The 22,591-nt window shown below is 47.5% G+C and carries 17 protein-coding genes and 2 pseudogenes; 5 read left to right on the forward strand and 14 right to left on the reverse strand.

The features are described from left to right. Positions 1 to 368: 368 nt before the first annotated feature. The 7 genes and pseudogenes from ilvA to Q0135_RS03725 all read right to left on the reverse strand — a co-directional run bounded on the left by ilvA (position 369) and on the right by Q0135_RS03725 (position 9,698). Positions 369 to 1,580 carry a threonine ammonia-lyase gene (gene ilvA, locus Q0135_RS03695; RefSeq protein ID WP_005872070.1) on the reverse strand — a complete coding sequence of 404 codons (1,212 nt, stop codon included), beginning with the start codon at positions 1,578 to 1,580 and terminating at the stop codon, positions 369 to 371. A 100-nt stretch (positions 1,581 to 1,680) separates the two neighbouring features. Then, positions 1,681 to 2,163 (reverse strand): annotated as a pseudogene (locus tag Q0135_RS11400) (methyltransferase domain-containing protein); the annotation flags it as partial. A gap of 375 nt (positions 2,164 to 2,538) precedes the next feature. Then, positions 2,539 to 3,210, reverse strand: a pseudogene (locus tag Q0135_RS03705) (tRNA (uridine(54)-C5)-methyltransferase TrmA); the annotation flags it as partial. Continuing rightward, positions 3,207 to 4,907, reverse strand: a complete 1,701-nt coding sequence (locus Q0135_RS03710) for a Na+/H+ antiporter NhaC family protein (protein WP_297988347.1) — start codon at positions 4,905 to 4,907, stop codon at positions 3,207 to 3,209. The pseudogene Q0135_RS03705 and the gene Q0135_RS03710, both read right to left, overlap by 4 nt. Before the next feature lie 671 nt (positions 4,908 to 5,578). After that, positions 5,579 to 6,829, reverse strand: a complete 1,251-nt coding sequence (locus Q0135_RS03715; RefSeq protein ID WP_297988349.1) for an ankyrin repeat domain-containing protein — start codon at positions 6,827 to 6,829, stop codon at positions 5,579 to 5,581. Positions 6,830 to 7,291: 462 nt separating this feature from the next. Then, complete coding sequence (locus Q0135_RS03720; RefSeq protein WP_297988351.1) at positions 7,292 to 9,469, reverse strand: cation-translocating P-type ATPase; 2,178 nt, start codon at positions 9,467 to 9,469, stop codon at positions 7,292 to 7,294. Between the two features lie 4 nt (positions 9,470 to 9,473). Beyond that, entirely contained in the window at positions 9,474 to 9,698 is a 225-nt protein-coding gene (locus Q0135_RS03725) for a heavy-metal-associated domain-containing protein (RefSeq protein WP_297988354.1), read from the reverse strand. A gap of 132 nt (positions 9,699 to 9,830) precedes the next feature. Between Q0135_RS03725 and Q0135_RS03730 the strand changes: the two genes are divergently transcribed. Genes Q0135_RS03730 through acpS form a run of 3 tightly spaced genes read left to right on the forward strand, consistent with a single transcriptional unit; the run spans position 9,831 to position 11,471 of the window. Beyond that, positions 9,831 to 10,565: a YebC/PmpR family DNA-binding transcriptional regulator gene (locus Q0135_RS03730; RefSeq protein WP_297988357.1), complete on the forward strand. Its 735-nt coding sequence runs from the start codon at positions 9,831 to 9,833 to the stop codon at positions 10,563 to 10,565. Positions 10,566 to 10,573: 8 nt separating this feature from the next. Beyond that, complete coding sequence (locus Q0135_RS03735) at positions 10,574 to 11,062, forward strand: peptidylprolyl isomerase (RefSeq protein WP_297988360.1); 489 nt, start codon at positions 10,574 to 10,576, stop codon at positions 11,060 to 11,062. 34 nt (positions 11,063 to 11,096) lie between these two features. Then, positions 11,097 to 11,471, forward strand: a complete 375-nt coding sequence (gene acpS, locus Q0135_RS03740; RefSeq protein WP_297988362.1) for a holo-ACP synthase — start codon at positions 11,097 to 11,099, stop codon at positions 11,469 to 11,471. A 1,351-nt stretch (positions 11,472 to 12,822) separates the two neighbouring features. On the opposite strand, the gene Q0135_RS03745 is transcribed toward acpS, so the two are convergent. Next, a complete protein-coding gene (locus Q0135_RS03745) occupies positions 12,823 to 14,166 on the reverse strand; it encodes a class II 3-deoxy-7-phosphoheptulonate synthase (RefSeq protein WP_297988364.1) in 1,344 nt (447 codons plus the stop codon). A 104-nt stretch (positions 14,167 to 14,270) separates the two neighbouring features. Here Q0135_RS03745 and rarD point away from each other — a divergent pair, with 104 nt between their 5' ends. Further along, positions 14,271 to 15,143 carry an EamA family transporter RarD gene (gene rarD, locus Q0135_RS03750; RefSeq protein WP_297988366.1) on the forward strand — a complete coding sequence of 291 codons (873 nt, stop codon included), beginning with the start codon at positions 14,271 to 14,273 and terminating at the stop codon, positions 15,141 to 15,143. After that, positions 15,136 to 15,546 (forward strand): hypothetical protein, encoded by a 411-nt coding sequence (locus Q0135_RS03755; protein ID WP_297988369.1) that lies wholly within the window; start codon positions 15,136 to 15,138, stop codon positions 15,544 to 15,546. Before rarD ends, Q0135_RS03755 begins: the two co-directional genes overlap by 8 nt. A gap of 270 nt (positions 15,547 to 15,816) precedes the next feature. Here Q0135_RS03755 and Q0135_RS03760 read toward each other — a convergent pair whose 3' ends face one another. The 6 genes from Q0135_RS03760 to Q0135_RS03785 form a co-directional block, all read right to left on the reverse strand. Then, a complete protein-coding gene (locus tag Q0135_RS03760) occupies positions 15,817 to 17,256 on the reverse strand; it encodes an ankyrin repeat domain-containing protein (protein WP_297988372.1) in 1,440 nt (479 codons plus the stop codon). 373 nt (positions 17,257 to 17,629) lie between these two features. Further along, positions 17,630 to 18,604: a hypothetical protein gene (locus Q0135_RS03765; RefSeq protein WP_297988374.1), complete on the reverse strand. Its 975-nt coding sequence runs from the start codon at positions 18,602 to 18,604 to the stop codon at positions 17,630 to 17,632. A gap of 2 nt (positions 18,605 to 18,606) precedes the next feature. Beyond that, positions 18,607 to 18,789: a hypothetical protein gene (locus tag Q0135_RS03770; RefSeq protein WP_297964186.1), complete on the reverse strand. Its 183-nt coding sequence runs from the start codon at positions 18,787 to 18,789 to the stop codon at positions 18,607 to 18,609. Then, positions 18,782 to 19,369, reverse strand: a complete 588-nt coding sequence (locus Q0135_RS03775; RefSeq protein WP_297988376.1) for a hypothetical protein — start codon at positions 19,367 to 19,369, stop codon at positions 18,782 to 18,784. The genes Q0135_RS03770 and Q0135_RS03775 overlap by 8 nt, the downstream gene beginning before the upstream one ends. A 466-nt stretch (positions 19,370 to 19,835) precedes the next feature. Then, on the reverse strand, positions 19,836 to 20,573 hold the full coding sequence (locus Q0135_RS03780) for a fumarate reductase iron-sulfur subunit (RefSeq protein WP_297988377.1): 738 nt from the start codon (positions 20,571 to 20,573) through the stop codon (positions 19,836 to 19,838). Continuing rightward, a complete protein-coding gene (locus tag Q0135_RS03785) occupies positions 20,566 to 22,584 on the reverse strand; it encodes a fumarate reductase flavoprotein subunit (protein ID WP_297964182.1) in 2,019 nt (672 codons plus the stop codon). Before Q0135_RS03785 ends, Q0135_RS03780 begins: the two co-directional genes overlap by 8 nt. Positions 22,585 to 22,591: the final 7 nt, after the last annotated feature.

Below are 22,591 nucleotides of genomic sequence, written 5' to 3' on the forward strand. Positions count from 1 at the left end.
CGCGAGTAAAATTTACGTAGATTTTATATCACGCGTAGAAAATTTAGTAAAATTTCGCATCGCGCGGGAGATAAAATTCTTTTTGAAATTTCTTGCCACGAGGACAGGCGAAATTCTACGTAAAATTTAAAACCGCGAGCCGCAAAGTGTTTCGGCGCAGCGGGTATAAGGCGGATGTAAATTTAAAATTTAACCGCGGTGAGCCGAAGCTATAACGAGCCGTAGCGAGTCGCAACCTGTATGCAAACGAGTGTAAATTTAGCCGCGTCGTAGCATTGGTGCAAACGCGGAGTAAATTTTACAATCTCGGCTAAATTCAAGAGCAAATTTTGCAAGCGCAGGCAAATTTCACAAGCCCGAGCAAAATTCTACAAAATCTCCCTGAAATCATACCCTGCGTTTTTGAGCGCCCAGGCAATGTCCTCTTGATGAGCCTTGCCTTTGGTCTCAAGCGTGATCGTGATCTGCGCGTCGCCGTACTCGATATTGGTCGAAAAGCGGTCGTAGTCGATCTTGACGATGTTTGCGTTGGCGCGGCGCAAAATTTCGGTAAGCCCCGTAAGCGCGCCCGGCTTATCGACGAGCGTGACGTTGATCGTCATCTTGCGGTGCGATTTGATAAGGCCCTTTTCGATGATGATGTTTAGCATCTGCACGTCGATGTTGCCGCCGCTTAGGATGATGCCGATCTTTGCACCGGCGGGGAATGCAAATTTCGCGTTCATCAGCGCTGCTACGCCTGCCGCGCCCGCGCCCTCGACGATGATTTTTTGCTGCTCAAGCAGATAGAGTATCGCGCTTGCGATCTCCTCGTCATCAACCTGCACGAACTCATCGACGCACTCGATGATCGTGCTAAGCGTGATCTCGCTAGTGTCTCGCACGGCGATGCCGTCGGCGATGGTGCGGACGGATTTGGAATTTAGCGGCTTTTTTGCGACGAAGCTATCGTGCATCGCGGGCGCGCCCTTGGCGGCTACGGCGATGATTTTGATGTCGGGGTTGATCTGCTTGGCGCAGCTGCAAACCCCCGTAGCAAGCCCGCCGCCACCAACCGGAACGACGATGTATTCAAGATCTGCGACCTCCTCGATCATCTCAAGCGCGATCGTGCCTTGACCCGCTTGGACGAACTCGTCGTTGAAGGGATGCACGAACGTCAAATTATGCTCTTTGGCATATTCCAGCGCAAACGCATACGCCTCGTCGAAATTATCACCCTTCAGGATGATCTCCGCGCCCAGAGCCTTCGTGCCGCTTACCTTAAGTAGCGGCGTGGCTTCAGGCATTACGATCACAGCATGCACGCCGAATTTTTGCGCGCTCATCGCTACGCCCTGGGCGTGGTTGCCCGCACTTGCGGCTATTACTCCATGCGCCCGCTCCTCGTCCGTTAGGTGCGCGATTTTATTGTAAGCGCCGCGAATCTTATACGCGCCGGTGCGCTGCAAATTCTCGCTTTTGAGATACACTTCCGCGCCGTAAAGCTTGCTGAGCTTCGGCGCCAGAGCAAAGGGCGTTTTATAGACGAAATCGTTTATCGTGCGCTTTGCTTGGATGATTTTGTTTAGATCAACCATCTACTTCCTTTCATAATTTTAAATTTTGTTATTATACATATTTTAGGCGGAATTTTATCCCGCGCGCAGCCTAAATCCGCAGCTTCGGTTTTAGCTCCGCTTAACTCCTGCGCCGCAGCAGCACGCCGCATTCGATATGGCTCGTATGCGCGAACTGATCGAAGATCGCAAACCTCCGCACCTCGTGCGTTGCGCAAAGCGAGCGTAAATTTTCAAAAAGCGTCTGCGGATTACAGGAGATGTAGATCAAATTTTGAAAATTTTTTATGAAATCAATCACGCTAGGCTCCAGCCCCGCACGCGGCGGATCGATCAAGACGTGTGAAAAATCGTAGCCTAAAATATCGATCCCCTTTAGCCGCTCAAACTCGCGCCTGCGCGCAAACGCGCTCATCAACTCATCCGCGCTAAGGCGGACGAATTGCGCGTTGCAAACGCCGTTGAGCTCGCAGTTTATGCGGGCATTCGCAATCGAGCTTTTTGAAATTTCGCTCGCCAACACGCGGTTAAATTTATCCGCAAGCGGGATGGTGAAGTTGCCGTGCCCGCAGTAAAGCTCCAGCAGATCGCGCGCGGCTGAGCTTTCTGGGCGCACGGCATGTTTTTCGCAGCTCGAATTTTGCGCGACGGAATTTTCGCAGGCTGAATTTTGCGCGCTTTTCTTTTCACAATCCAAATTTTGCGCAGCGGAATTTTGCACTTCCAAATCCTTGCGAGCGAAATTATCATCCGCAGAGCTCTCGTCTTTGGACGTATAGTTAAATTTCACGGAATTTTCGCCGTTAAATTTTGCAGAAGCGGAATTTGCTTTAACGGAATTTCGGTAGGCGGCGTCAAATTCGGCGGAATTTACAGAAGCAGAATTTCTATCAGTAGAATTTTGCGGGGCGGACTGCTCGCAACTGTAATTTTGCGCAGCGGAATTCTCCGCTATGGAATTCTTTGCAACGAAATTCTGCGCGGCACATAGCTCGCCCACGCCGTCTTTGCCGAAGTCCACGCAGCTTCTCGCCCAGGCGATCATCTTTTCGTTCACGCCGCGGTTGGGCTGGATGAAGGCGTTTTCGCCGAAACGAAATTTATAAACTCGTCCGTCCACGCAAAGCTCGTCTGTGAGGCTTAGCTCGCCGCTTAGCAGCTTCTGTCCGCGCGCGCGAGCCATAACCCTGATGCCAAGCTTGTCCGCCAGCTCACAAATCGCCTCCTGCTCGCGCTCGCCCAGGCGCTTGTGATAAAGTAGCGTCGCTAAAATCCCGCTGGCACACGAGATGAACTCGACGCCAAAGAGCCTTTCTTTTAAAGCTTCGTTCTGCCTAAGCGCTTCCAGCAGCCGCGGCATTAAATTTGCGATAGGAAGCGCTACTTTTGGGCATTCGTTAATTAAAATTTTCTTGCTACGTGCGCCGCCCATCGTGTAGGCAAGATCAAATGCGCTATGCCAAATATCGTGCCAGATGCCAAATTCCGCCCTGATACGATAATTTTGCGGTTGCGAGGCAAAAAATTCAAACTCGCCGTCAAAAAATTCTCTAAATTTATCGCCGATCAGACGCTTTTTGTATGAAATTTGATCCTCATAGGGCTCACCGAGCGTGCAGCTGCCGCAACTACCGAAGCTTTCGCAATTCATACATCCACTCTTTTACCCACCACGCGCAGTAAAAGAATGATAGCCGCGATACCCAGGATCAGACATCCCCACACGCTAAGTCCAAAGCCCGCAGGCAGGTAGCCGCAAATGATACTGATGCCGCAAACGACCAGCGCATAGGTCATCTGCGTGCTTACGTGCTCGATGTGATCGCAGCCCGCGCCCATCGAGGAGAGGATCGTCGTATCCGAAATCGGCGAGCAGTGATCGCCGAAGATCGCTCCCGTAAGCACCGCGCTGATGTTTACGCACATAAAAACATGAAATTCCTCGCCGCTAAGTCCGTATTTTTGCCCCACGGCGTGCGCTAACGGTACGGCCAGAGGGGTGACGATACCCATGGTGCCGAAGCTCGTGCCGGTGGAAAATGAGATAAACGAGCTAAGCACGAAGATCACGATCGCAAGAGCAAAGCGCGGCGTAGCGTCGCTTAGAAGCTCGACCAAGTAGCGCGAAGTGCCGAGCTCCTTGATAACCGAGCTAAGCGACCACGCAAAAAGCAGGATTATGACGGTATTTAGCATGCTTTTCCAGCCGCCAACCCAGACCTCGATCGCCTCTTTGACGCCGTAAATTTTTTGCGCGATGCCTAAAGCGACGGCGATGATCGACGAAAACAGCGCGGATTGAAACAGCACGACCGAGGCATCTGCCGCGCTAAATGCGGTGCGGATCGAAGTGAAGCTAAGAGGAGCTGCCTTGACCGCCTCCAAAGTCTCGCCCTCCAGCGAGCTGTAGCCGTTGAGATAAAATCCGATGACCGAGAGGACGATCATCGCTCCTAGCGGGATCAGCGCGTTTATCTTGCGAAGTGCTACGCCCTCTTTGGGTACGAAAATTTGATCCTCTAAATTTTTGATTTTAAAATCCGCAGCTCCGCTCTTGCCGCCGCGAGATGCGATCTCTGCGCGATACATCGAGCCAAACTCCCTGCTCATCACTGCCGTGGCGACTACGAAAAAGATCATAAAAATATTATAAAATCTATACGGGATCGTCTCTACAAACACGGTGAAGGCATTTATGTTTTCTATGCCGATCTGCGAGTAGGCCTCTTTGATCGCCGAAATTTCAACTCCGACCCAGGTGGAGATCACCGCAATACCGGTGATCGGCGCGGCGGTCGCGTCGATTATGAAGGCGAATTTCGCGCGCGAAATTTTAAATTTATCCATCAGAGGCCGCATGATAGGACCCACGATCAGCGCGTTTGCGTAATCGTCGAAAAATATCACGATACCCATCAGCCAGGTGTAAATTTGACCCAAAACGGGAGTGTCTGCGTGCTTGCTAAGCCAGAGCGCAAGCGCCTTCGTACCGCCGCTTTTGGTCACCAAAGCGATAAGCCCGCCGATACACATGACCTGAAGCAAAATGCCCGCATTCCACGTATCCGCCATCGATTTTACCATGCGCGAGCACAGATCGGTAAAAGCGAAAAGCGCCGAAGCTGCGATATTTTGATCGACCATACTGATGAGAAAGGTTCCGCTTAGCACGCCCAAAAACAGCGACAAAATCACGTCTTTGGTGATGAAAGCAAGCACGATTGCCGCAACCGGCGGGATAAGCGTCAGCACGCCGTAAAGCTCGCTGTTTCGCACGGCGGGCTCCACGTCCGCAAGCGCTAGCGCGGGCAAAAAAATCGCCGTAAAGATAAGCAAATTTTTTAACATTTTAATCCTTGATGATTGATAAAATTTTAAAATTTAACCTCCGATCGGGGGTTAAATTTTAAAATTCTGCGCGCCTTGCAGCAATTATTCGTATTCACGCGCTTTCTTTTACGGCGATTTTTGAGCGCCTTAATCGCACAGCAAGCTCTGCTATTTTGCTGCGTTTGCAATTTTGCGAACGCATTTTTAAGTAACTTGTCGCGCAGTAAAATCTCTCCGATGCAAAATACCGCGCGCGGCGTAATCAAAAAGCGTTTTATAAGTGCATTTAAATTCTACTTAACATAGCAAAAGCCCCCAAGTCAAGGTAAAATTCCGCAATACTGCGATGCTTGCTTTGCCGCAAGAGCGATAAATTTCGTGCGCAAAATTTGACGAAATCCCGCTCTTGATCGCAAACCAAAATCCCTCGGCAAAAATTTTATCGCGCATAAACGCACAAATATCGCCATTTTTAAAGCTCGTCTGCGCGTTTATAAAATTTCAGAGCATGCAACCTGCGCAAGCAAAGCGATAAAATTTTAAAGCGTTAAATTCTACCAACTCGCACTCGAAAAATCCGCTAAATTTATAGAATTTACAAAGCGGCAAAACATTAAATTTAAAGCTCATAAGGCTTTTGCAAACCCAAAACGACGACGAAGCGGCGAGCGACCTTTAAATCAAGCCCACTAATTTTCACGCTCAGGTGCATCTTGCGGATCGCTCGTAAAATCATCGCTTGCTTGTGTAGGACTTAGTCCAAGCGAGCGCAAATAGCTCTGCGTAGCCGCTTCGCCGCCTGCAAGCGCGTAGTCTAGCGCATTTAGTCCCGACTCATCGACTGCTTTTTCGTTTGCACCCGATTTTACGAGCAATTCAACGATCTGCTTGGTACTTTTTTGCGCCGCAAACATCAGCAGTGTCTTACCCGCGCCCGAACGCTCACAGCCATCGCTACGCTCGCCTAGCGATGCTAGAGCCTGGGCCTCGGCGCTGCCGATCTGGCGGACATTTACGCTAGCGTGCGAGTAAATTAGCAACTTTACGAGCTCATAATTTTTTGCCGCAGCGGCGAAAAATATCGGAGTTTGCCCAAGCGAGTTTTTATAGCCAACCAAGGCGCCTTTAGAGATCATAAATTTAGCGCTTTGAACGTTATTCATCGCGTAAAATAGAGAGTTTTCCTCACCCGCATTCACCTGCGCGCCTCGCTCGATCAAAGCGCCGCTAAAACGCTCGTCATATCCTAGCAAAAGTGCTAGATCCAGGGCATTATCAAGCTCGTAAATTGCAAAATCCTTGCTAAAAAGTAGCGTACGAAACTCATCTGCACCTACTCCGCCTTTTAGCGCCAGCTCAAGCTCACCGTAATCTCCCGCCTTGCGATCCTTTGCGGCGTATGCGATAAATTCCGCTATAACGGCGCTTGCCAGCTCATCGGCGTCGTTTTTGTTGAATTTAGCGGCGAAATAATCTCTTAGTGCCTCCCTGGCTGCTGAGATCTCGCCCATAAAATTGCCATAAGCGATGAAATTTCCAATCTTGCGCTCGGAGTAAAATTCTAAGGCTTCAAGCGATTTTTCGCTAATTTGCGCGTAGTTTTTCTCTTTAGCATAGCTCAAAAAGCCCTCGCCATCCATCCCCGCAAATGCCAAGGTTCGCTCAAGCCTTTTTTCGTTCAGCAAGGCTTCGTTACCGACACAATCGATATTTTCGTCCCTGATCTCAGAAGCCGCGCTTTTTAAATTTTGCAAAAATTCTGCGCCAGCTAGCGAGCCTTTACAGCCAAAATCGCTTTGCAGCAGCTCTTCGTCCGCAGGCTCCTTGCTAAAAAAGCCGCGCGGATCGCTTAGTATCTGCTCGCAAGAAGCGCCAAAAAGCGTGCCGCAAAAAACAAACGAACCCATTAGAATTTTTCGCATCGCCACCTCGAATTGCATTTGAAGCGTTATTTTACCTTTAAATTTATTTATTAAAACTTAGTGCGGGCGGTGGAATTTTATGGAATTCCTTTCAGCCTTATAAAATTTTGCGGAATTTTTAAAATTTTACGACGCGACGGCGAGCGGCGTTAAACGACGGCTAGTTAGCGGCGTAGAGACGGGCGGCGTGATACAACGGCACGGCGAGCGGCGACGTTAAAATTTTAAAATTTGCGCGCGAGCTAGCGGTAAAATAAAATTTTGCAAGCTATACAAATCTAGCGGAATTCCGCGCCGGATTAATAGCAAAATAAAATTTTATAAGCGCAACCCGTTCTACAGAATTCTACGCGCATTAGTAGCGAGATAGAATTTGCGAGGTAGAATTCCTTGCAGAATGAAAGAATTTTACGCGTTTTGCGCGGAGTAAATTAAAATTTTGCCGCGCAAAATTCCGCGCCTAGCGCAAATTCCGTCGCGTTAAAATTTAGTGAATTTCAATCTTATGGAATTTAACACGACCGTTACGGAGCTAAAGCACATCGCCGCGGCGCCGTACATCGGCTTTAGAAGCACGCCAAGCGCTGGATATAGCGCGCCTGCTGCGATCGGGATACATACGGCGTTGTAAAACAGCGCCCAGAAGAGGTTTTGCTTGATCGTCCGCATTGCGGCGCCGCTTAGGCGAAATAGATATAGCACGCTTTCAAGGTCGTTTTTTATAAAAATCACGTCGCCCGCGCCCTTGGCTACGTCGCTGCCGCCGTTCATCGCTACGCCGATGCTAGCGGCTTTTAAGCTCGGCGCGTCATTGACGCCGTCGCCCACGAAAAGCACCCGCTTGCCCTCGTCCGTCAGGGATTTGATGAACTCGTATTTGCCGCTTGGAAGCACTTCGCTTCTTACCTCGTCGATGCCGAGGTTGCGAGCGACGAAATTTGCCGTTTTGGCGTTATCGCCCGTTAGCATGACGGTTTTTACGCCGCTTTTTTGCAGCATCTGCACGACGCCGCGCGCTTCGGCTCTGATCTCGTCGCTAAATGCGATGAAGCCCGCGTACGAGCCGCCTATTGCGCAGTAAACGACGCCGAAGCCCTTGTCTAAAAGCTCCTCCGCTTCTACTTCGACGCCCGCATCCACGCCGCGCTCGCGCAGAAAGCCCGCACTGCCGCAAAGAATTTCGCCGGTGGGATTTTTCGCGACGATCCCTTTGCCTGCGATACTTTCAAACTCGCCGTTAAATTTAGAAATTTCGCCGAATTTCAGCTCGGCAAATTTTACGATCGCCTTTGAGATCGGATGTTCGCTAAGCTTTTGCGCGCTTGCTAAAGCGTAGAGATCCTGGGCGCTCAGATCGCTGAAGCTTACCGAAATTTCGCCCTTGCTAAGCGTGCCGGTTTTATCGAAAACCGCAACGTCGGCGCCTTTTAAAATTTCTAAAATTTCGGGATTTTTTATTAAAATTCCAGCTTTTGCGGCGTTTGAGATCGCGCAAACGATCGCAATCGGCGTTGCAAGACCTAGCGCGCACGGGCAGGAGATGATAAGTACGCAGATAGCGGCGGATGCGGCGTATGATAGCCGCCCGTCAAGCGCCATCCACGCTATAAAGCTAGCAATCGCGATCAAAATCACCGCGGGCACGAAGATATTTGAAATTTTATCGGCAAAGCGCGCGATCGGCATCTTTTTGTTGCCCGCCTCGTTTAGCAGATTTTTAATCTCGGCAAGCAGCGTCTGATGCGAAAATTTCGTCACCTTCACGTAGATGACGCCGTCCGTGCTGACGCAGCCTGCGTTTACCTCATCGCCCACGCCTTTATAAACCGCCAAGCTCTCGCCGCTGATGAGAGAGGCGTCGATCTGCGCGCCGCCCTCTACGATAAGCCCGTCGCATGGGATGCGCGAGCCGTTTTTTACTAGCACTTTATCGCCCGGCTTTAGCGCTTCTGCACGCACTTCGGCTATCGTGCCGTCTTCCTTGATCAAAAGCGCGGTTTTGGGGCTTAGATCGATTAGCCCCTTGATGTAGTCGTTCGCCTTCATCTTGCTGCGCTCTTCTAGGTATTTGCCGAGCGAGATAAAGGCGATTATCATCGATGCGGATGAGAAATAAAGATTGGTAAATTCATTCTGCGCGCCGTGCGTATAGACCCATGCCGCGGCCGTTAGCGAATAGGCAAATGCAAAAAAACTTCCCATCGCCACGAGCACGTTCATATCAAAGCTTCTGTTTTTTAGCGAGCCGTAAGCGTGATAAAAGAAGTTCTTGCCGCAGTAAAATAGGCTCACGCACGCCATTGCCGCGCAAAGTAGCGCCTTTGGGACGAAGCTCAAAAACCCGCTCATCTCCACAGCCATTACCGCCGCGGCTAAAATGAGAGCGAGGATTAACCTAAATAGCGCCGCTTTGAGGTTGCGCCGCTTTTTGCGCTCCAAATCCTCGTAATCGACGGCGATGTCGTAGCCTAGCTTTTTGATCTTGGCTTTTAGCGTCTCCTCAAGCGCCGGATCAGCAAGTACGAACTCGCCGCTGCCGTTTGCGAAATTTACGTGAGCTTCCTGCACCCCCTCGATCTTGCGACTTACCCGCTCGATCGCATTGGAGCAGTTTACGCAGCTCATCCCGACGATATTTAGAGTGATTTTGCTTGGCATTACGTTAGTTCGCGCAGGCTAGCTTTTCTGCGACACTAAAGCCCAAATCGTCCATCTCCTCTTTAAATTTAGCCTCGTCACGCGGATCTAAGCTCAAACTCACCACTCCGCTTGCCACGTCTACCTCAATCTCGCCGAAATCATCCTTGAGCGCGTTTTTGATCGTCCTCGCGCAGTTTTCGCAGTGGATATTTTGCGCCTTAAATTTTACGCTTTGTTTCAAAGCCATGGATCTCTCCTTTGGATTAAAATTTCAAAACTTATACTACTTTTTAATAAATTTTATTTCAACGCCCGCTCCTGAAATTTAAGGGTTTTTCGTTATAATCACCCGTTTTAAATTTAAGCTTTAAGGAATTTTATGGGACGAGCTTTTGAATACAGACGCGCTTCAAAAGAAGCTAGATGGGGGAAGATGAGCAAACTTTTCCCAAAACTGGGCAAGGCCATAACGATGGCTGCGAAAGAGGGCGGCGAAGATCCGCTGATGAACTCCAAGCTGCGCGCCGCGATCGCCACGGCAAAGGCGCAAAATATGCCCAAAGACAACATCGACGCGGCTATCAAGCGCGCAAGCGGCAAGGATAGCGCCGATATCAAAACGATCTTTTACGACGGCAAGGCGCCGCACGGCGCACTTCTCATAATCGAATGCGCCACCGACAACCCGACCCGCACCGTCGCGAACGTAAAGTCGATTTTAAATAAAGCTAAGGGCGAGTTTTTGCCGAGCGGCAGTTTGAAATTTATGTTTTCGCACAAGGCCGTTTTTGAGACCAAGCTACCGAGCCGCGACATTGAGGAGCTGGAGCTTGAGCTCATCGACTTCGGTCTTAGCGAGCTTGAGATCAACGAGTTTGAAAACGACAAAGGCGAGCTCGAAAAGACGCTTCTAATCTACGGCGAATACGAAAGCTTCGGCACTCTAAACGAAGGTATCGAAAAGATAGGGCTTGAGATCATCAGCGCAAGCTTAAAATTTGTCGCTAACGAAAAGCACGAGTTTAGCGAGGATCAGCTTGGTGACATCGATGCACTGCTAGAGCGGCTAGAGGATGATGACGACGTGCAGGCAGTTTACACCAATATCGCATAGGAGAAAAAATGGAAAGCTTAAAAATTTACGACATCGACGCAGCGGCTTTGGCGCGCGATAAATACGCCGTTATCAAAACTGAAAAGGGCGATATGAAGCTGGAGCTTTTCGGCGACGAAGCTCCGCAGGCGGTTACGAATTTCGCTAGCCTCGCGCGCAGCGGGTTTTACAAGGGGCTAAATTTTCACCGCGTGATCCCAAATTTCGTAATCCAAGGCGGCTGCCCGCGCGGCACCGGCACGGGAGGTCCTGGCTGGCGCATAAAGTGCGAATGCGACCGCCAAAAGCACAAGCACGTGCGCGGCGCGCTATCGATGGCGCACGCAGGGCGCGATACGGGCGGAAGCCAGTTTTTCGTCTGCCACAGCGCGCAGCCGCACCTAGACGGCGTGCACACGGTGTTCGGTCGTATCGTAGATCAGCCTAGCCTGGCGGTTTTAGACGCGATTAGGCAGGGCGATAAGATCATTGACGTCGAGATTAAAGAGAGCTTATAGCCGTGATTAAATTTAAGCCGCGGGGCGCCAGACCGTGATAAAGATCGGCACGGACATAACCGCGGTGCGCAGGATCGCGGTGCTGCGCGCAAAATATGGCGCGAAATTTCTAAAGCGTATTTTGAAAAAATCCGAGCGCTCCTCGGCACTGCGCGACGAAAGTATCGCGGGCGTCTATGCCGCTAAAGAGGCGCTTAGCAAGGCGTTAGGTACCGGCATCGGCGCAGAGTTCGGCTTCAAAGACGCGAAAATTTACAAAGACGCTCTGGGTGCGCCGCATCTAAAAATACGTAAAAAAATCCGTAAAAAATTTCATATCAAATCCGCAAGCCTTAGCATCACGCACGACGCAAACGTCGCAATCGCCGTAGTTGCACTGGTGTTAAAAAAATCCAAAAAGCGAGCCTAAAATTTTAAAAAGCGATAAAATTTTATCGCTTTTTTCTTGAGTGCGGGATTTTTAAATTTTAAAATCTCGCCCGGGTTGCTCGTCCTAGGAATTTTATCGCGTGATCATCGTGCGAGCAAAAGCCTTGCTTAAATTTTGCGCTGCAGAATTTTGAAATTTCACCGCCCCGCAGAATTTTGCTTTAAATTTAAAACATGGAATTTTATAGCGACACGATACGCGACGGAGCGACTCAAAAGGTAGAATTTCAACCTAAAATTTAGAAATACAAAAATAGATTTTCAGTTTAAAATTTGCTGCGAAATCGCGCTCTAAAATTTAAAGTAGACGCAAAGTCGCTCTCATCCGACACATGTATTATCAAAGATTAAACGGAAGTTTATGGGCTGGTAGAACGCACGCCGCAGCGGCTGCAGCGTCTGTTTGTCTCACCTATCTCAAGCAAGAGGCTTTTGTGCAGTACTTATGCCGAATGCCGCAGATAGCGCGCCACGATCTCCACGCTATGTGCAAAAAGACAAAGGAGAGAATTGTATCGCTGCATTTACCGCTTAGTCTGCCGCTAGTTTAAGCAATCACAGATAAGCAGCGCGCCCATAGCAGCGAGCGATCAAAATTTGCACGACTAAATTTTAAAGATGAAATTCTGCGAGCCATAGATTTGGCGTTAAATTTTAAAATTTCACGGCGGTGTAAATTTTAAAATTTCATACAATGCGGATTTAAAATTTTAAGCCGGTAAGCCCGCGAAGATAAATTTAGCCGCCAAGAAGTTCGCAAGTCTCTGCAAAGTGGAATTTTATCGCGGCGCGACGCCGCAAAAATTTTCAATTGCTTGTATTTTGGCGGCGGGCTTACGCGGCTTACGTTTTAGCGCTAAGTATAAATTTTAATTGTATATATTTTGACCGCTCTAAGGCTGTGTCCAAAGCCGCCCCGTATTTATAGCTGTGTTTTAATCGCCCGCGCCAAGATACGATTAAATTTAAAACACAAAGCGCAGTCGTAGCGCCGACTCTCGTTAAAGCTCCAACCTGCGATTAAATTCCAACCAGCAATAGAATTGCGCAATAAAATTTAGAAATAAAATTCCGCGAGCCGAAAATTTGGTGATAAATTTTTAAAATTCCACGGCGATAAAATTTTAAAATTTCATGCAGAGCGCATTAAAAATTTTAAGCCGCAAAAGCCTATGGGGCCAAATTTAACTCGCTAAAAGTTTCAAAGTCCATGCAAAACAAAATTTTAAATCATAAAGCAAACGAACTAAATTTGATAGCATAAAAGCTTGCAAGGCCTCTGCAAAAGAGAGGCCGGCAAAGCCGCATGCGGATAAAATTTAAAAGCGGGATTAGTCCGCCTTTTTTAGATTATCGGCGAGCAAAAACGCAAGCTCTAGCGCCTGATCTGCGTTTAGGCGCGGATCGCACTGCGTTTCGTAGCGCTGTTTTAGCGTCTCTTGCGTCACGTTAAATGAGCCGCCCGTGCACTCGGTGACGTTTTGACCGGTCATCTCAAGATGGATGCCGCCCGCGTGCGTGCCCTCCGCGGCATGGATCTCAAAAAAGCTCTGAACCTCGCTTAAAATTTTAGAAAATTCGCGCGTTTTGTAGCCGTTCGCGGCCTTGACGGTGTTGCCATGCATCGGGTCTATGCTGTATAGGATCGCCCTGCCCTCGCGCTTTATCTCGCGTAAAATTTGCGGCAGCCGCGCGCCGATCTTATCCGCGCCCATGCGGATGATGACGTTTAGCCTGCCTGCTTCGTTTTGCGGATTGAGCTTGTCGCAAAGGCGCAAAATTTCATCCGCAGTGCCGCTAGGGCCGATCTTGACGCCGAGAGGGTTTTTGATACCGCTTAAAAAATGTACGTGCGCATCGTCCGCGCCGCGCGTGCGCTCGCCGATCCAAAGCATGTGCGCCGAGCAATCGTACCAATCGCCGCTGGTGCTGTCGATGCGCGTCAGACACTCCTCATAGTGCAGCAGCAGCGCCTCGTGCGAGGTGTAAAGCACCGTCTCGGCAAGGCTCGGGGAATTTGCGGCGCTCAGTCCGCATGCCTCCATAAATTTAAGCGTGCGCGAAATTTCATCGCTCAGCTCGTTAAATTTAGCCTCCAGCTCGCCCTTTTTCAAAAAGCCCAAATTCCACTTATGCACCTCGTGCAGGTTCGCAAGACCGCCGCGAGAAAAGGCGCGGAGCAGATTCAGCGTCGAAGCGCTTTGATGATACGCCTCGATCATGCGCGCAGGATCCGGCTTGCGCGCCGCTTCGTTAAACTCAAAGCCGTTGATTATGTCGCCGCGGTAGCTAGGCAAACTCACGCCGCCAATCTCCTCGAAATCGCTACTGCGCGGCTTTGCGAACTGCCCTGCGATACGACCTACCTTAACGACGGGGCGCCCCGCTGCAAAAGTAAGAATTATTGCCATTTGAAGCATTACCTTAAACATATCGCGGATATTATTCGCGCTAAAATCATTAAAGCTCTCCGCGCAATCGCCGCCTTGAAGCAAAAACGACTTGCCCTCGCTGGCGCGCGCGAGCTCGGCCTTTAGGTTGCGAACCTCGCCCGCAAAAATTAACGGCGGCAACTTGTAAAGGCGCTCCTTAGCGGCCTGCACCGCACTTTCATCCTGATAAATCGGCTGCTGTAAAATTTTATAATCTTTCCACGACGTCCTACTCCAACTCATATCCACTCCTTAAATTTCCTAAATCTTGCGATTATACCCAAATAAGCTTTTATTAACCCAAAAAATCTTAAAATAGCGCCTTTAGGCAATTTGGAAGGAATTTTATGGAAAACGATCGCACTAAAGGACTAATGCTTGCATTTGCGACCTTTTTTATGTGGGGCGTTTTCCCGATATTTTTTAAGCTCATAAAGGACGTGGATGCGGTGCAAATTTTAGCGCATCGCGTCGTTTGGTCCTTCCTACTACTGCTCGTTTTTCTCTGCTTTACGCACCGTTTAAAAAACGTCGCGCGCCTTCTTAGCACCCCTAAAATCGCTCTCACTCTGCTTTGTACGGGACTACTTATCAGCACGAACTGGGGCATTTATATCTACGCGGTAAATTCCGATCAAATTTTAGCCACCAGCCTCGGATATTTTATAAATCCGCTATTTTCGGTGCTTTTGGGCGCTTTGTTTCTGCACGAACGGCTAAGTACGGCGGCGAAGCTTTCCCTGCTGCTAGCCTTTGCGGCTATCGGCGTGCAAATTTACGCGCTAGGCAGGCTTCCCATAATCTCGCTCGTGCTGCCGCTTAGCTTTGCATTTTACGGGCTCATACGCAAAAAAGTAAAAGTGCCTAGCTTTGAGGGGCTGTTTTGCGAGACGGCGCTGATGCTGCTGCCTGCGCTTGCGTTTCTGATCTACTGCGCGCTGAAAGGAAGCGGCGCTTTCGGCTTCAGCGCAAACGGCGCGCTGCTGTTTGCAAGCGGACTGATTACTATTTTGCCGCTGCTTACCTTCGCCGTAAGCACGCAGTATCTGCCGTTATCCACGATCGGCTTTATGCAGTACATCAGCCCTAGCATGAGCATGCTGATCGCCGTATTTATCTACGGCGAGGAGCTTGAGACTTACAAAATTTTAAGCTTTTCGCTAATTTGGTTCGGGCTCGCGGTCGTGGGCTTGGACGGCTTAAGGAGAAAAAATGGCTAATTTCGCTTTGATGTTCGCAGTCGCCCTTGCGGTGGGCGCGCTCGTGTATTTTCAGGTCCAAAAGGCTTCCGCGCGTGCAGACGCCGCAGATCCCGAGCTTAGCTCGCAAAGGTATATGAAATTTTGCGATATTTTGGAGGACAAACTGCGAGCTCTAAAGCGGCTCGAGCTGCGCGACGAAAGCGCTCGCGAGAGCTATCTAGACGAGCTTGAGGTTCTTAGTAAGGAGCTAGTCTATATCAAAACGATGCATCAAAGCAACCTAAATCCCGCCGTATGGGAGGGCAAGCTATTTGAGTTTCTAAATAAAACGGACGCGCTTATCGAAAAATACGCCACGGGCGCAGAGCGCTCGCTACAAGACTGGCGCAAGCAACTGGAGATAGAATTTAAGAATTTGTAGCGCGAAATTTTAAGCGGCGAATTTCGCGGGTGTCTATATCGGTATAATTTTAACGCCTAAATTTATATAATTTAACGCGCCGCAACTCTTGGAATTTTTAAAATTTACATACGTGCCGGAATTTTGCAAACCGCTTGCGTCATGGCGACAAAATTCCATGCGTTTTACAAAGCAAAACGACGCAAATTTTAAATCAGCGTAATTTGTAGAATTTTGCAAGATACACAGCAACCGCGAAGCCGATAATCGCGTCTGTAAATTTTATAGAATTTACTCATGAACAGACGCGGTATCTGCAGTCTTGGATCTCGCTTGCCCTAGCTGCTTAGACGCATCGCGCCTTAAAATTTTATCATACTCCTCCACTCTTATCACCTTGCCCTCATACTCTATTTTAAGATCAAATTCCAAGCCTTTTAAGTGCGAATATCTAAAAAATTTATCCAGATCAAAGCCGCTCGCGCCATTAAGCTCATCGCCGCAGAGCGCGGAATAGCGCTTTATAAGCGTATCGTAGATACCAAGTAGCGCCGTATTGGGTGTTACTGAGCCGCATCTATTAAGATCGGGCAGCGAACCTCTGTTAAACCCGATTGCACCCTTTTCCCAATCCTTTGAGCGCTCCGTCATAATAAACCTAACTATATCATAATTAAAGCTATCCAACCAGCTCCAATCCAAAATAATCTCATCGTAACAATAATCATCCATATGCTCTAGGTATATTTTCTTATACTTCCTCAACGTATCCAAATCCTTACGGCAGTCATCGTATTTTTTTCGAATACGCTCATCGCCCGGAAGCCCTGCCAAATCGTATTTAAGCAGCAGATTTAGCATACTTGCGTCATATCGCTGCGGTAGCATCTGATAGATGGAGCAGTTCGGCTGCCGCTCATCTTTGCGGTGCTTGAGCGTAAAAGCAATACAATGATCGTCCGTCCAAGCGGTAATCTCAGGTCTTACGCCGCTACTAAGCATAAGCTCCGTCATCTGCAAAAATCCACCCGCTACGGCGTAATAGAGCGGATCAGATACCGCGCTAGTACCCTCGCTTTTAGGCGTTTCGTAATATTCCCTTACCTGCGCATCGCTAGTATCGGCGACCAAATAGGCATCGCAGCATCCCGGAGTCGCAAGCCACGGACGAACATATTTAACGCTAGAAAAGCTAGCTCCATGCTTAAGTAGAACTTCCGCGGCGGCGGTAGAGTTATTTTCGATAGCATAGCTTAGCGCCGAATGAGAAAAATCGTCCGTGCGGTTGATATCCGCTCCGTGATATATCAGCTCCTCGGTGGTGTTTGCATCGTTGTAAAAGCTAGAATACATTATCGCCGTTATGCCAAAATGCAGCGGATCGCCCGCAGTGATGCGCTGCTCTCGCATAAATGCCAAAATACGCGCAGTGTCCTTGGAGCGCAAAAGCTTGCAGAAATACTCCATTCGCTCATCGCCATGCACTACGCATTCGTCCAAATCTAACTCGGCGCCCAGCCTTTCGTACCGGTACCTTGCTATTGCGGCGCGATCCTCGTCCGTTAGCGGCCGATTGGAGGAGTTGCCGGAGGTTGTGGCGCGACTCACCGTGGAATTTTGCGCGGGCTGAGTTTCGGATCTGTCCATAAATGCACCGCCTACGATCAAGAAAAATACGCCTGCCGAAACAACCAAACACGCTATGATGAGCTTGGATTTTATCTCTTTCAAAGCAACCTCCGCAAATAAAATGACAAATACTACCGAGTGTGAACTTAGCCGAATATAAACAGACGGAATTTCACAAGGTAATTTCGCTTGAGCGGAATTCGCAGGGCGAGATTTAAGAGGGTAAGGCGCAAAATTTTTGCCTTCGAAATTTTACCGATAGAATTCCGCGTAGAAATATCGCAGAGGCGAAATTCTACCGACGAAATTTTATTCCAGCGACAGGCGGTTAGAATTTCAACAAGCGCTTCTACGCATAAAATTTAGCGCTAAAATTACGCCGTATTTGCACTCGGTATCGCTACGAAATTTAGTGGCGGCTACCATAAAATATTGAAATTTTAGTTTTAAATTTACCGCCCCTTCGCATATCCTCCTAGATAAAAACCGTATAGTCCTTTTTAATATAGTCTATATTTATATTTTTCTGTAGAAAATACTCTCTAACTTCGTCGTAAATTTCACTGCTATACAAATAAATCAAATAGTAGTGTGCCGATACGACAACGGAATAATATAAATATCCGCCATGCCACGGCTCATCTACTTTTATAAATGGAAAAATTTTAAATCCTTTTATGCCTTTATTTATGCAAAAATACACGACGAATTTTATAAATATATTCGCCACATACATGCAAAGCAAAAATACAAAGAAAAAACCTAACGAGCCGACACAAAATATAGCCAACACTATAAAAGATGGGGTTCTAAAATTTTGCGTGGAAAAGTTTTTGCATAATTTATCCTTTTCCACCTTGCACTGCCTTTTAACGACCCCTTTATCTAAAAATTCTATATATTGATCGGTAAATCTTATTTCGCGTTTATTGCGTATCGCGGTAAAGATATATGTAATAACGGAGATTAGTAATATCATTATACAGGCTTCTAAATAATCGTCTACATATATATGCCCAAAATCTACAATATCCCAAATAAAAGATATTAGAAGACCTGATACCTGAAGAAATACAAGAAGATGGGCATAAACAAAAAACTTTTCATAATTTTTGATTACTATCGGATCTTTGTTGTAGTCTCTAGCCTTAGAATTTTTAAATAAAGTAGCATTGTTTGGATCTAAATTTTGAAATTTTCTATCGCGCTCCATGTTTAAATTTAGACCGTCTGAATTTTGATCATTAGAATTTAAAGCCTTGGAATTTGTAATATTTAAATCTGAGGCATTGAAATTTGAAGCATTTGAATTTGAGGTATCGGATTCTGAAGTATCAAAATTTAAGGCATCAGAATTTTGAGCATTAAAATCTTCTTGCGAGCCTTGCTCTAAATTTTGACGTCGTTCGTTTAGAATTTTCTTTAGCTCTTCGAGCTTTGCTTCGTTCATCCTTATCCCTCACTAGCGATTTCGAAAGCTTGCCTATTTTGCCTTTTGTAGCTTAAGTGGATATTAAATTTACGAAACATAGCTTCAATTATATTACAAAATAGCAGAGCACTATCTTTAAATTTTACAAATTCTTTTTCTGCGCGATCAAGCTCAATTTGCGCATTTAATTCTCTCTTATCCATGTTTAAACTCCTTGTGAAATATCATAAATTCTTTTCTAACATTATCTATATTAATACTCTTATGTAATAAAAAGTATCTCCTTAATTCCGAATAATCTTTATTGGAATTTATAAAAATATTTATTATGATGCCATCTTTAGAATATATTGCCAAACGATCATATATTTTGTTTGCTTCCAAGCCGCCAATTACAGTACAAATTAAATTCTTTGGAAGAATGAATATTGTGGCCAACAATATAAATACAACTATAAAGTCTTTAAAAACAAATAAGATCATTGTTATTATGGTAGCGAATATACAGAAATAGAAGAGTTCTTTTGAAATTGGAAAATATTCTGGTGTAGAAGTCCTAGTATCCATATTTTTAGATATCTTAATAATTTCATCTAGATTTATTCGGAAGATTTTTATTCCTTCGGCTTCTACCGAAATAAATTTTTCGTTAAAAATTATAAAGCGCCTATTAAATGGTTTATCGCGCTCAATAATTCTAATAAATGGAATAATAGTGCAAAAAATAATGAAAAAATAAGAATCTTCTGATTCGGAAAATTTTTCAATACCAAAATTAGACAACATTCCTGTTTGAGAAAGTATTATGATCAATATTAATATACAAAATTGGAAAAAAACCTATTAAAGCACTAAAATCCTTTATTATTAACTCTTTTTTACAATGGGTCTTCATATTTATATTGGAATTTCTATCATTAAAATTTCTAGACAATTTTTTAGTTCCAGATTCCGCTTATTTGAATTGGGCATTTTAAGCTTTCAAGATTAAAACTATTTCCAGAGCTCTGCTCCACATTTTGACGTCGTTCATTTAGAATTTTCTTTAACTCTTTGGGCTTTGCTTCGTTCATCCTTATCCCTCGCTAGCGATCTTAAGCGATTTTGTATTTTACTTCTCTGTCGCTTGGGATAGTATTAAATTTAAAGCTACTTCACTTGCCTGACCCAAGCATTTTGGAATTTGTCTATCGAGGTAAAATTTATAAAATTGGAAGATAAATTTAAGCGGGAAAAACCCGCTTAAATTTTATTTGCCGCAGCCGCATTTGCCCTGAGCGGCAAGCTTGCGGCGGACATAGGCGATTTTGCTTTGAAGCGGAAGATGCTTAGGGCAGTGATCCTCGCAGCCTAGCAGTGTCATACAGCCAAATACTCCGTCATCATCGCCGATCAGCTCGTAAAAATCGGCGTCGCTGCGTTTATCCAGCGCATCGATCTGAAAGCGCGCTACGCGGTTAATACCGACGGCGCCAATATAATCCTTTCGCATTATCGCTACGCCGCATGCAGCTACGCAGATACCGCACTCGATGCAGCGATCCAGCTCGAAAACCTCCTGCGCGACCTCCGGCTCGACTTTCTCCTCAAGCTTGGAGATATCGGTCTCGTGGTCGGTGTGGATCCAACTCTCTACGCGTTTGCTCATCGCGTTCATCCAGTTGCCCGTATCGACGCTTAGATCTTTTAGCAGTTTGAAAACCGGAAGTGGCATAAGCTCGATCACGCCGTCCGGATAGTCCTTGGTAAGCGTGCGGCACGCAAGTTGCGGCTTGCCATTTACGAGCATACCGCAGCTGCCGCAGATACCCGCGCGGCAAACGAAATCGAAGCTTAGCTCGGGATCAAATTTCTCACGAATCACGTTAAGCGCGATAAACAGCGTCATTCCGTCGGTCTCTTCAAGCTCGTAAGTAGCGAAGTGCGGCTTTGAAATTTTGCTTAGCGGATTATACTTAAATGCCTTTATTGTTATTTTTCTACTCATATCCTATACCTGCTCTTTCGTTAGGTGCTTTATATTTTGGCTGCAATTCATAATGCATCAATGCCTCTTGAATTTCATATCTGCCTTTGCCCTCGGCTTGCATTTTCTCGCGAATTTCATCGACCTCTTTTTGGCGCACGGCGCTGTCTGGATGCTCGATGATATTGCCTTTGGCGCCGTATCCGCGGAATGCAGGCGGCATCTCCATCTTCATAATATCAAGCGGCTCGTAGCTTAGAGTAGGCATAGTATCGCCCTCTTTCCAGTTTGCAAGCGTTCGTTTTAGCCAGTTTAGATCGTCGCGTTTCGGATAATCCTCGCGGAAGTGTGCGCCGCGGCTTTCGGTGCGATCAAGCGCACCCTTGGCGATACAAAGCGCAAGCTTTAGCATCTTCGGTACGCGGTAAGCCTCCTCAAGCTCAGGATTTCCGAAAAGCTCTTTATTGCTTACTTTGACGTCCAAGGACTGCTTGTAAAGCTCCTCGAGCTCTTTTACGGCTTTGGCTAATCCCTCGCCGGTACGGAAGATCGCGCAGTGCTCCCACATAACGTCTTTCATCTTGTTTTTAATCTCGAATACGTTAAATTTACCCTCTTTTTCAAGCAGGCTTTTCATATAGTTTTGCTCTTTATCTACGAATTTTTGTATATCGTGCGTATTGATATCGACGTCGTGTCCTTGGCAATACTCAGCAAAATACTCGCCCACGATCATTCCTGCGACGACGGTTTCGGCGACGGAATTTCCGCCTAAGCGATTAAAGCCGTGCATATCCCAGCACGCAGCCTCACCAGCGCTGAATAGTCCCGCCAAAGTCGGACTCTCGCCCGTAGCTTTTGTTTTGATGCCGCCCATTGAGTAGTGCTGCATAGGAAGGATCGGAGCCCAGCCCTTGCCGCGCTTCCTGCCCTGCTCGTCGGTTATTACCTCGGTGTCGGCAGGATCGATGCCGTTGAAAATTTCGCAAATTTCTTGCACGTCGCGTAAATTTTTCTCGATATGCTCGCGTCCGAGGATCGAGATATCAAGCCAAACGTGCTCGCCGTAAGGGCTTTTGACGCCCTTGCCTTTTCTTATATGCTCCATTATGCGACGGCTTACGACGTCGCGGCTAGCAAGCTCCTTTTTCTCCGGCTCATAATCCGGCATAAAGCGATAGCCGTCCACATCGCGTAAAATTCCGCCGTCGCCGCGGCAACCCTCAGTAAGTAAAATTCCGCTCGGAACGATAGGGGTCGGGTGAAATTGCACCGCTTCCATATTTCCAAGCTGCGCGACGCCCGTCTCAAGCGCAATAGCTGCGCCGATGCCCTCGCAAACGACGGCGTTTGTGGTGTGTTTATACACTCTACCGTAGCCGCCGGTAGCGATCAACGTACCTTTTGATACGTATGCGCTAATTTCGCCGGTAACCAAATCACGCACGATTGCGCCATAGCAGCGGTTATTTGCGTGAATTAGCGCGATCGCTTCCTTGCGATCGTGGATATCGACGTTATGTTTTAGCGCTTCGTTTGCAACGGCAAAAAGCATCGTATGTCCCGTAGCATCGGCGGTATAGCAGGTTCGCCATTTTTTCGTACCGCCAAAGTCGCGGCTATGGATAAGTCCGTGAACCTCATCTTTTTCGGTGATCGTGGTTTTTTGAGCATTGATAATAGCGCTTCGCTCGCCTCTAGTAATTCTAGTCCAAGGAACGCCCCAGCCCGCAAGCTCGCGGATCGCCTTAGGCGCCGTTTGCGCAAACATCCTAGCGACATCCTGATCGCAGCCCCAGTCGCTTCCTTTTACCGTATCGGCAAAGTGCACGTCCTCGTTATCGCCCTCGCTCATTTTGGAATTTCCCAGAGACGCTTGCATGCCACCTTGAGCTGCCGCAGAGTGCGAGCGCTTAACGGGGATCAGACTCAAAACGATGGTGCTAAGCCCCTTCTCGCCGGTAGCGATCGCAGCTCTTAAGCCCGCCAAACCGCCGCCAATAACTAAAGAATCGCAATATATTACATTCATCCTAAGC

This window comes from uncultured Campylobacter sp. (assembly GCF_937981295.1).
Classification (GTDB): domain Bacteria; phylum Campylobacterota; class Campylobacteria; order Campylobacterales; family Campylobacteraceae; genus Campylobacter_B.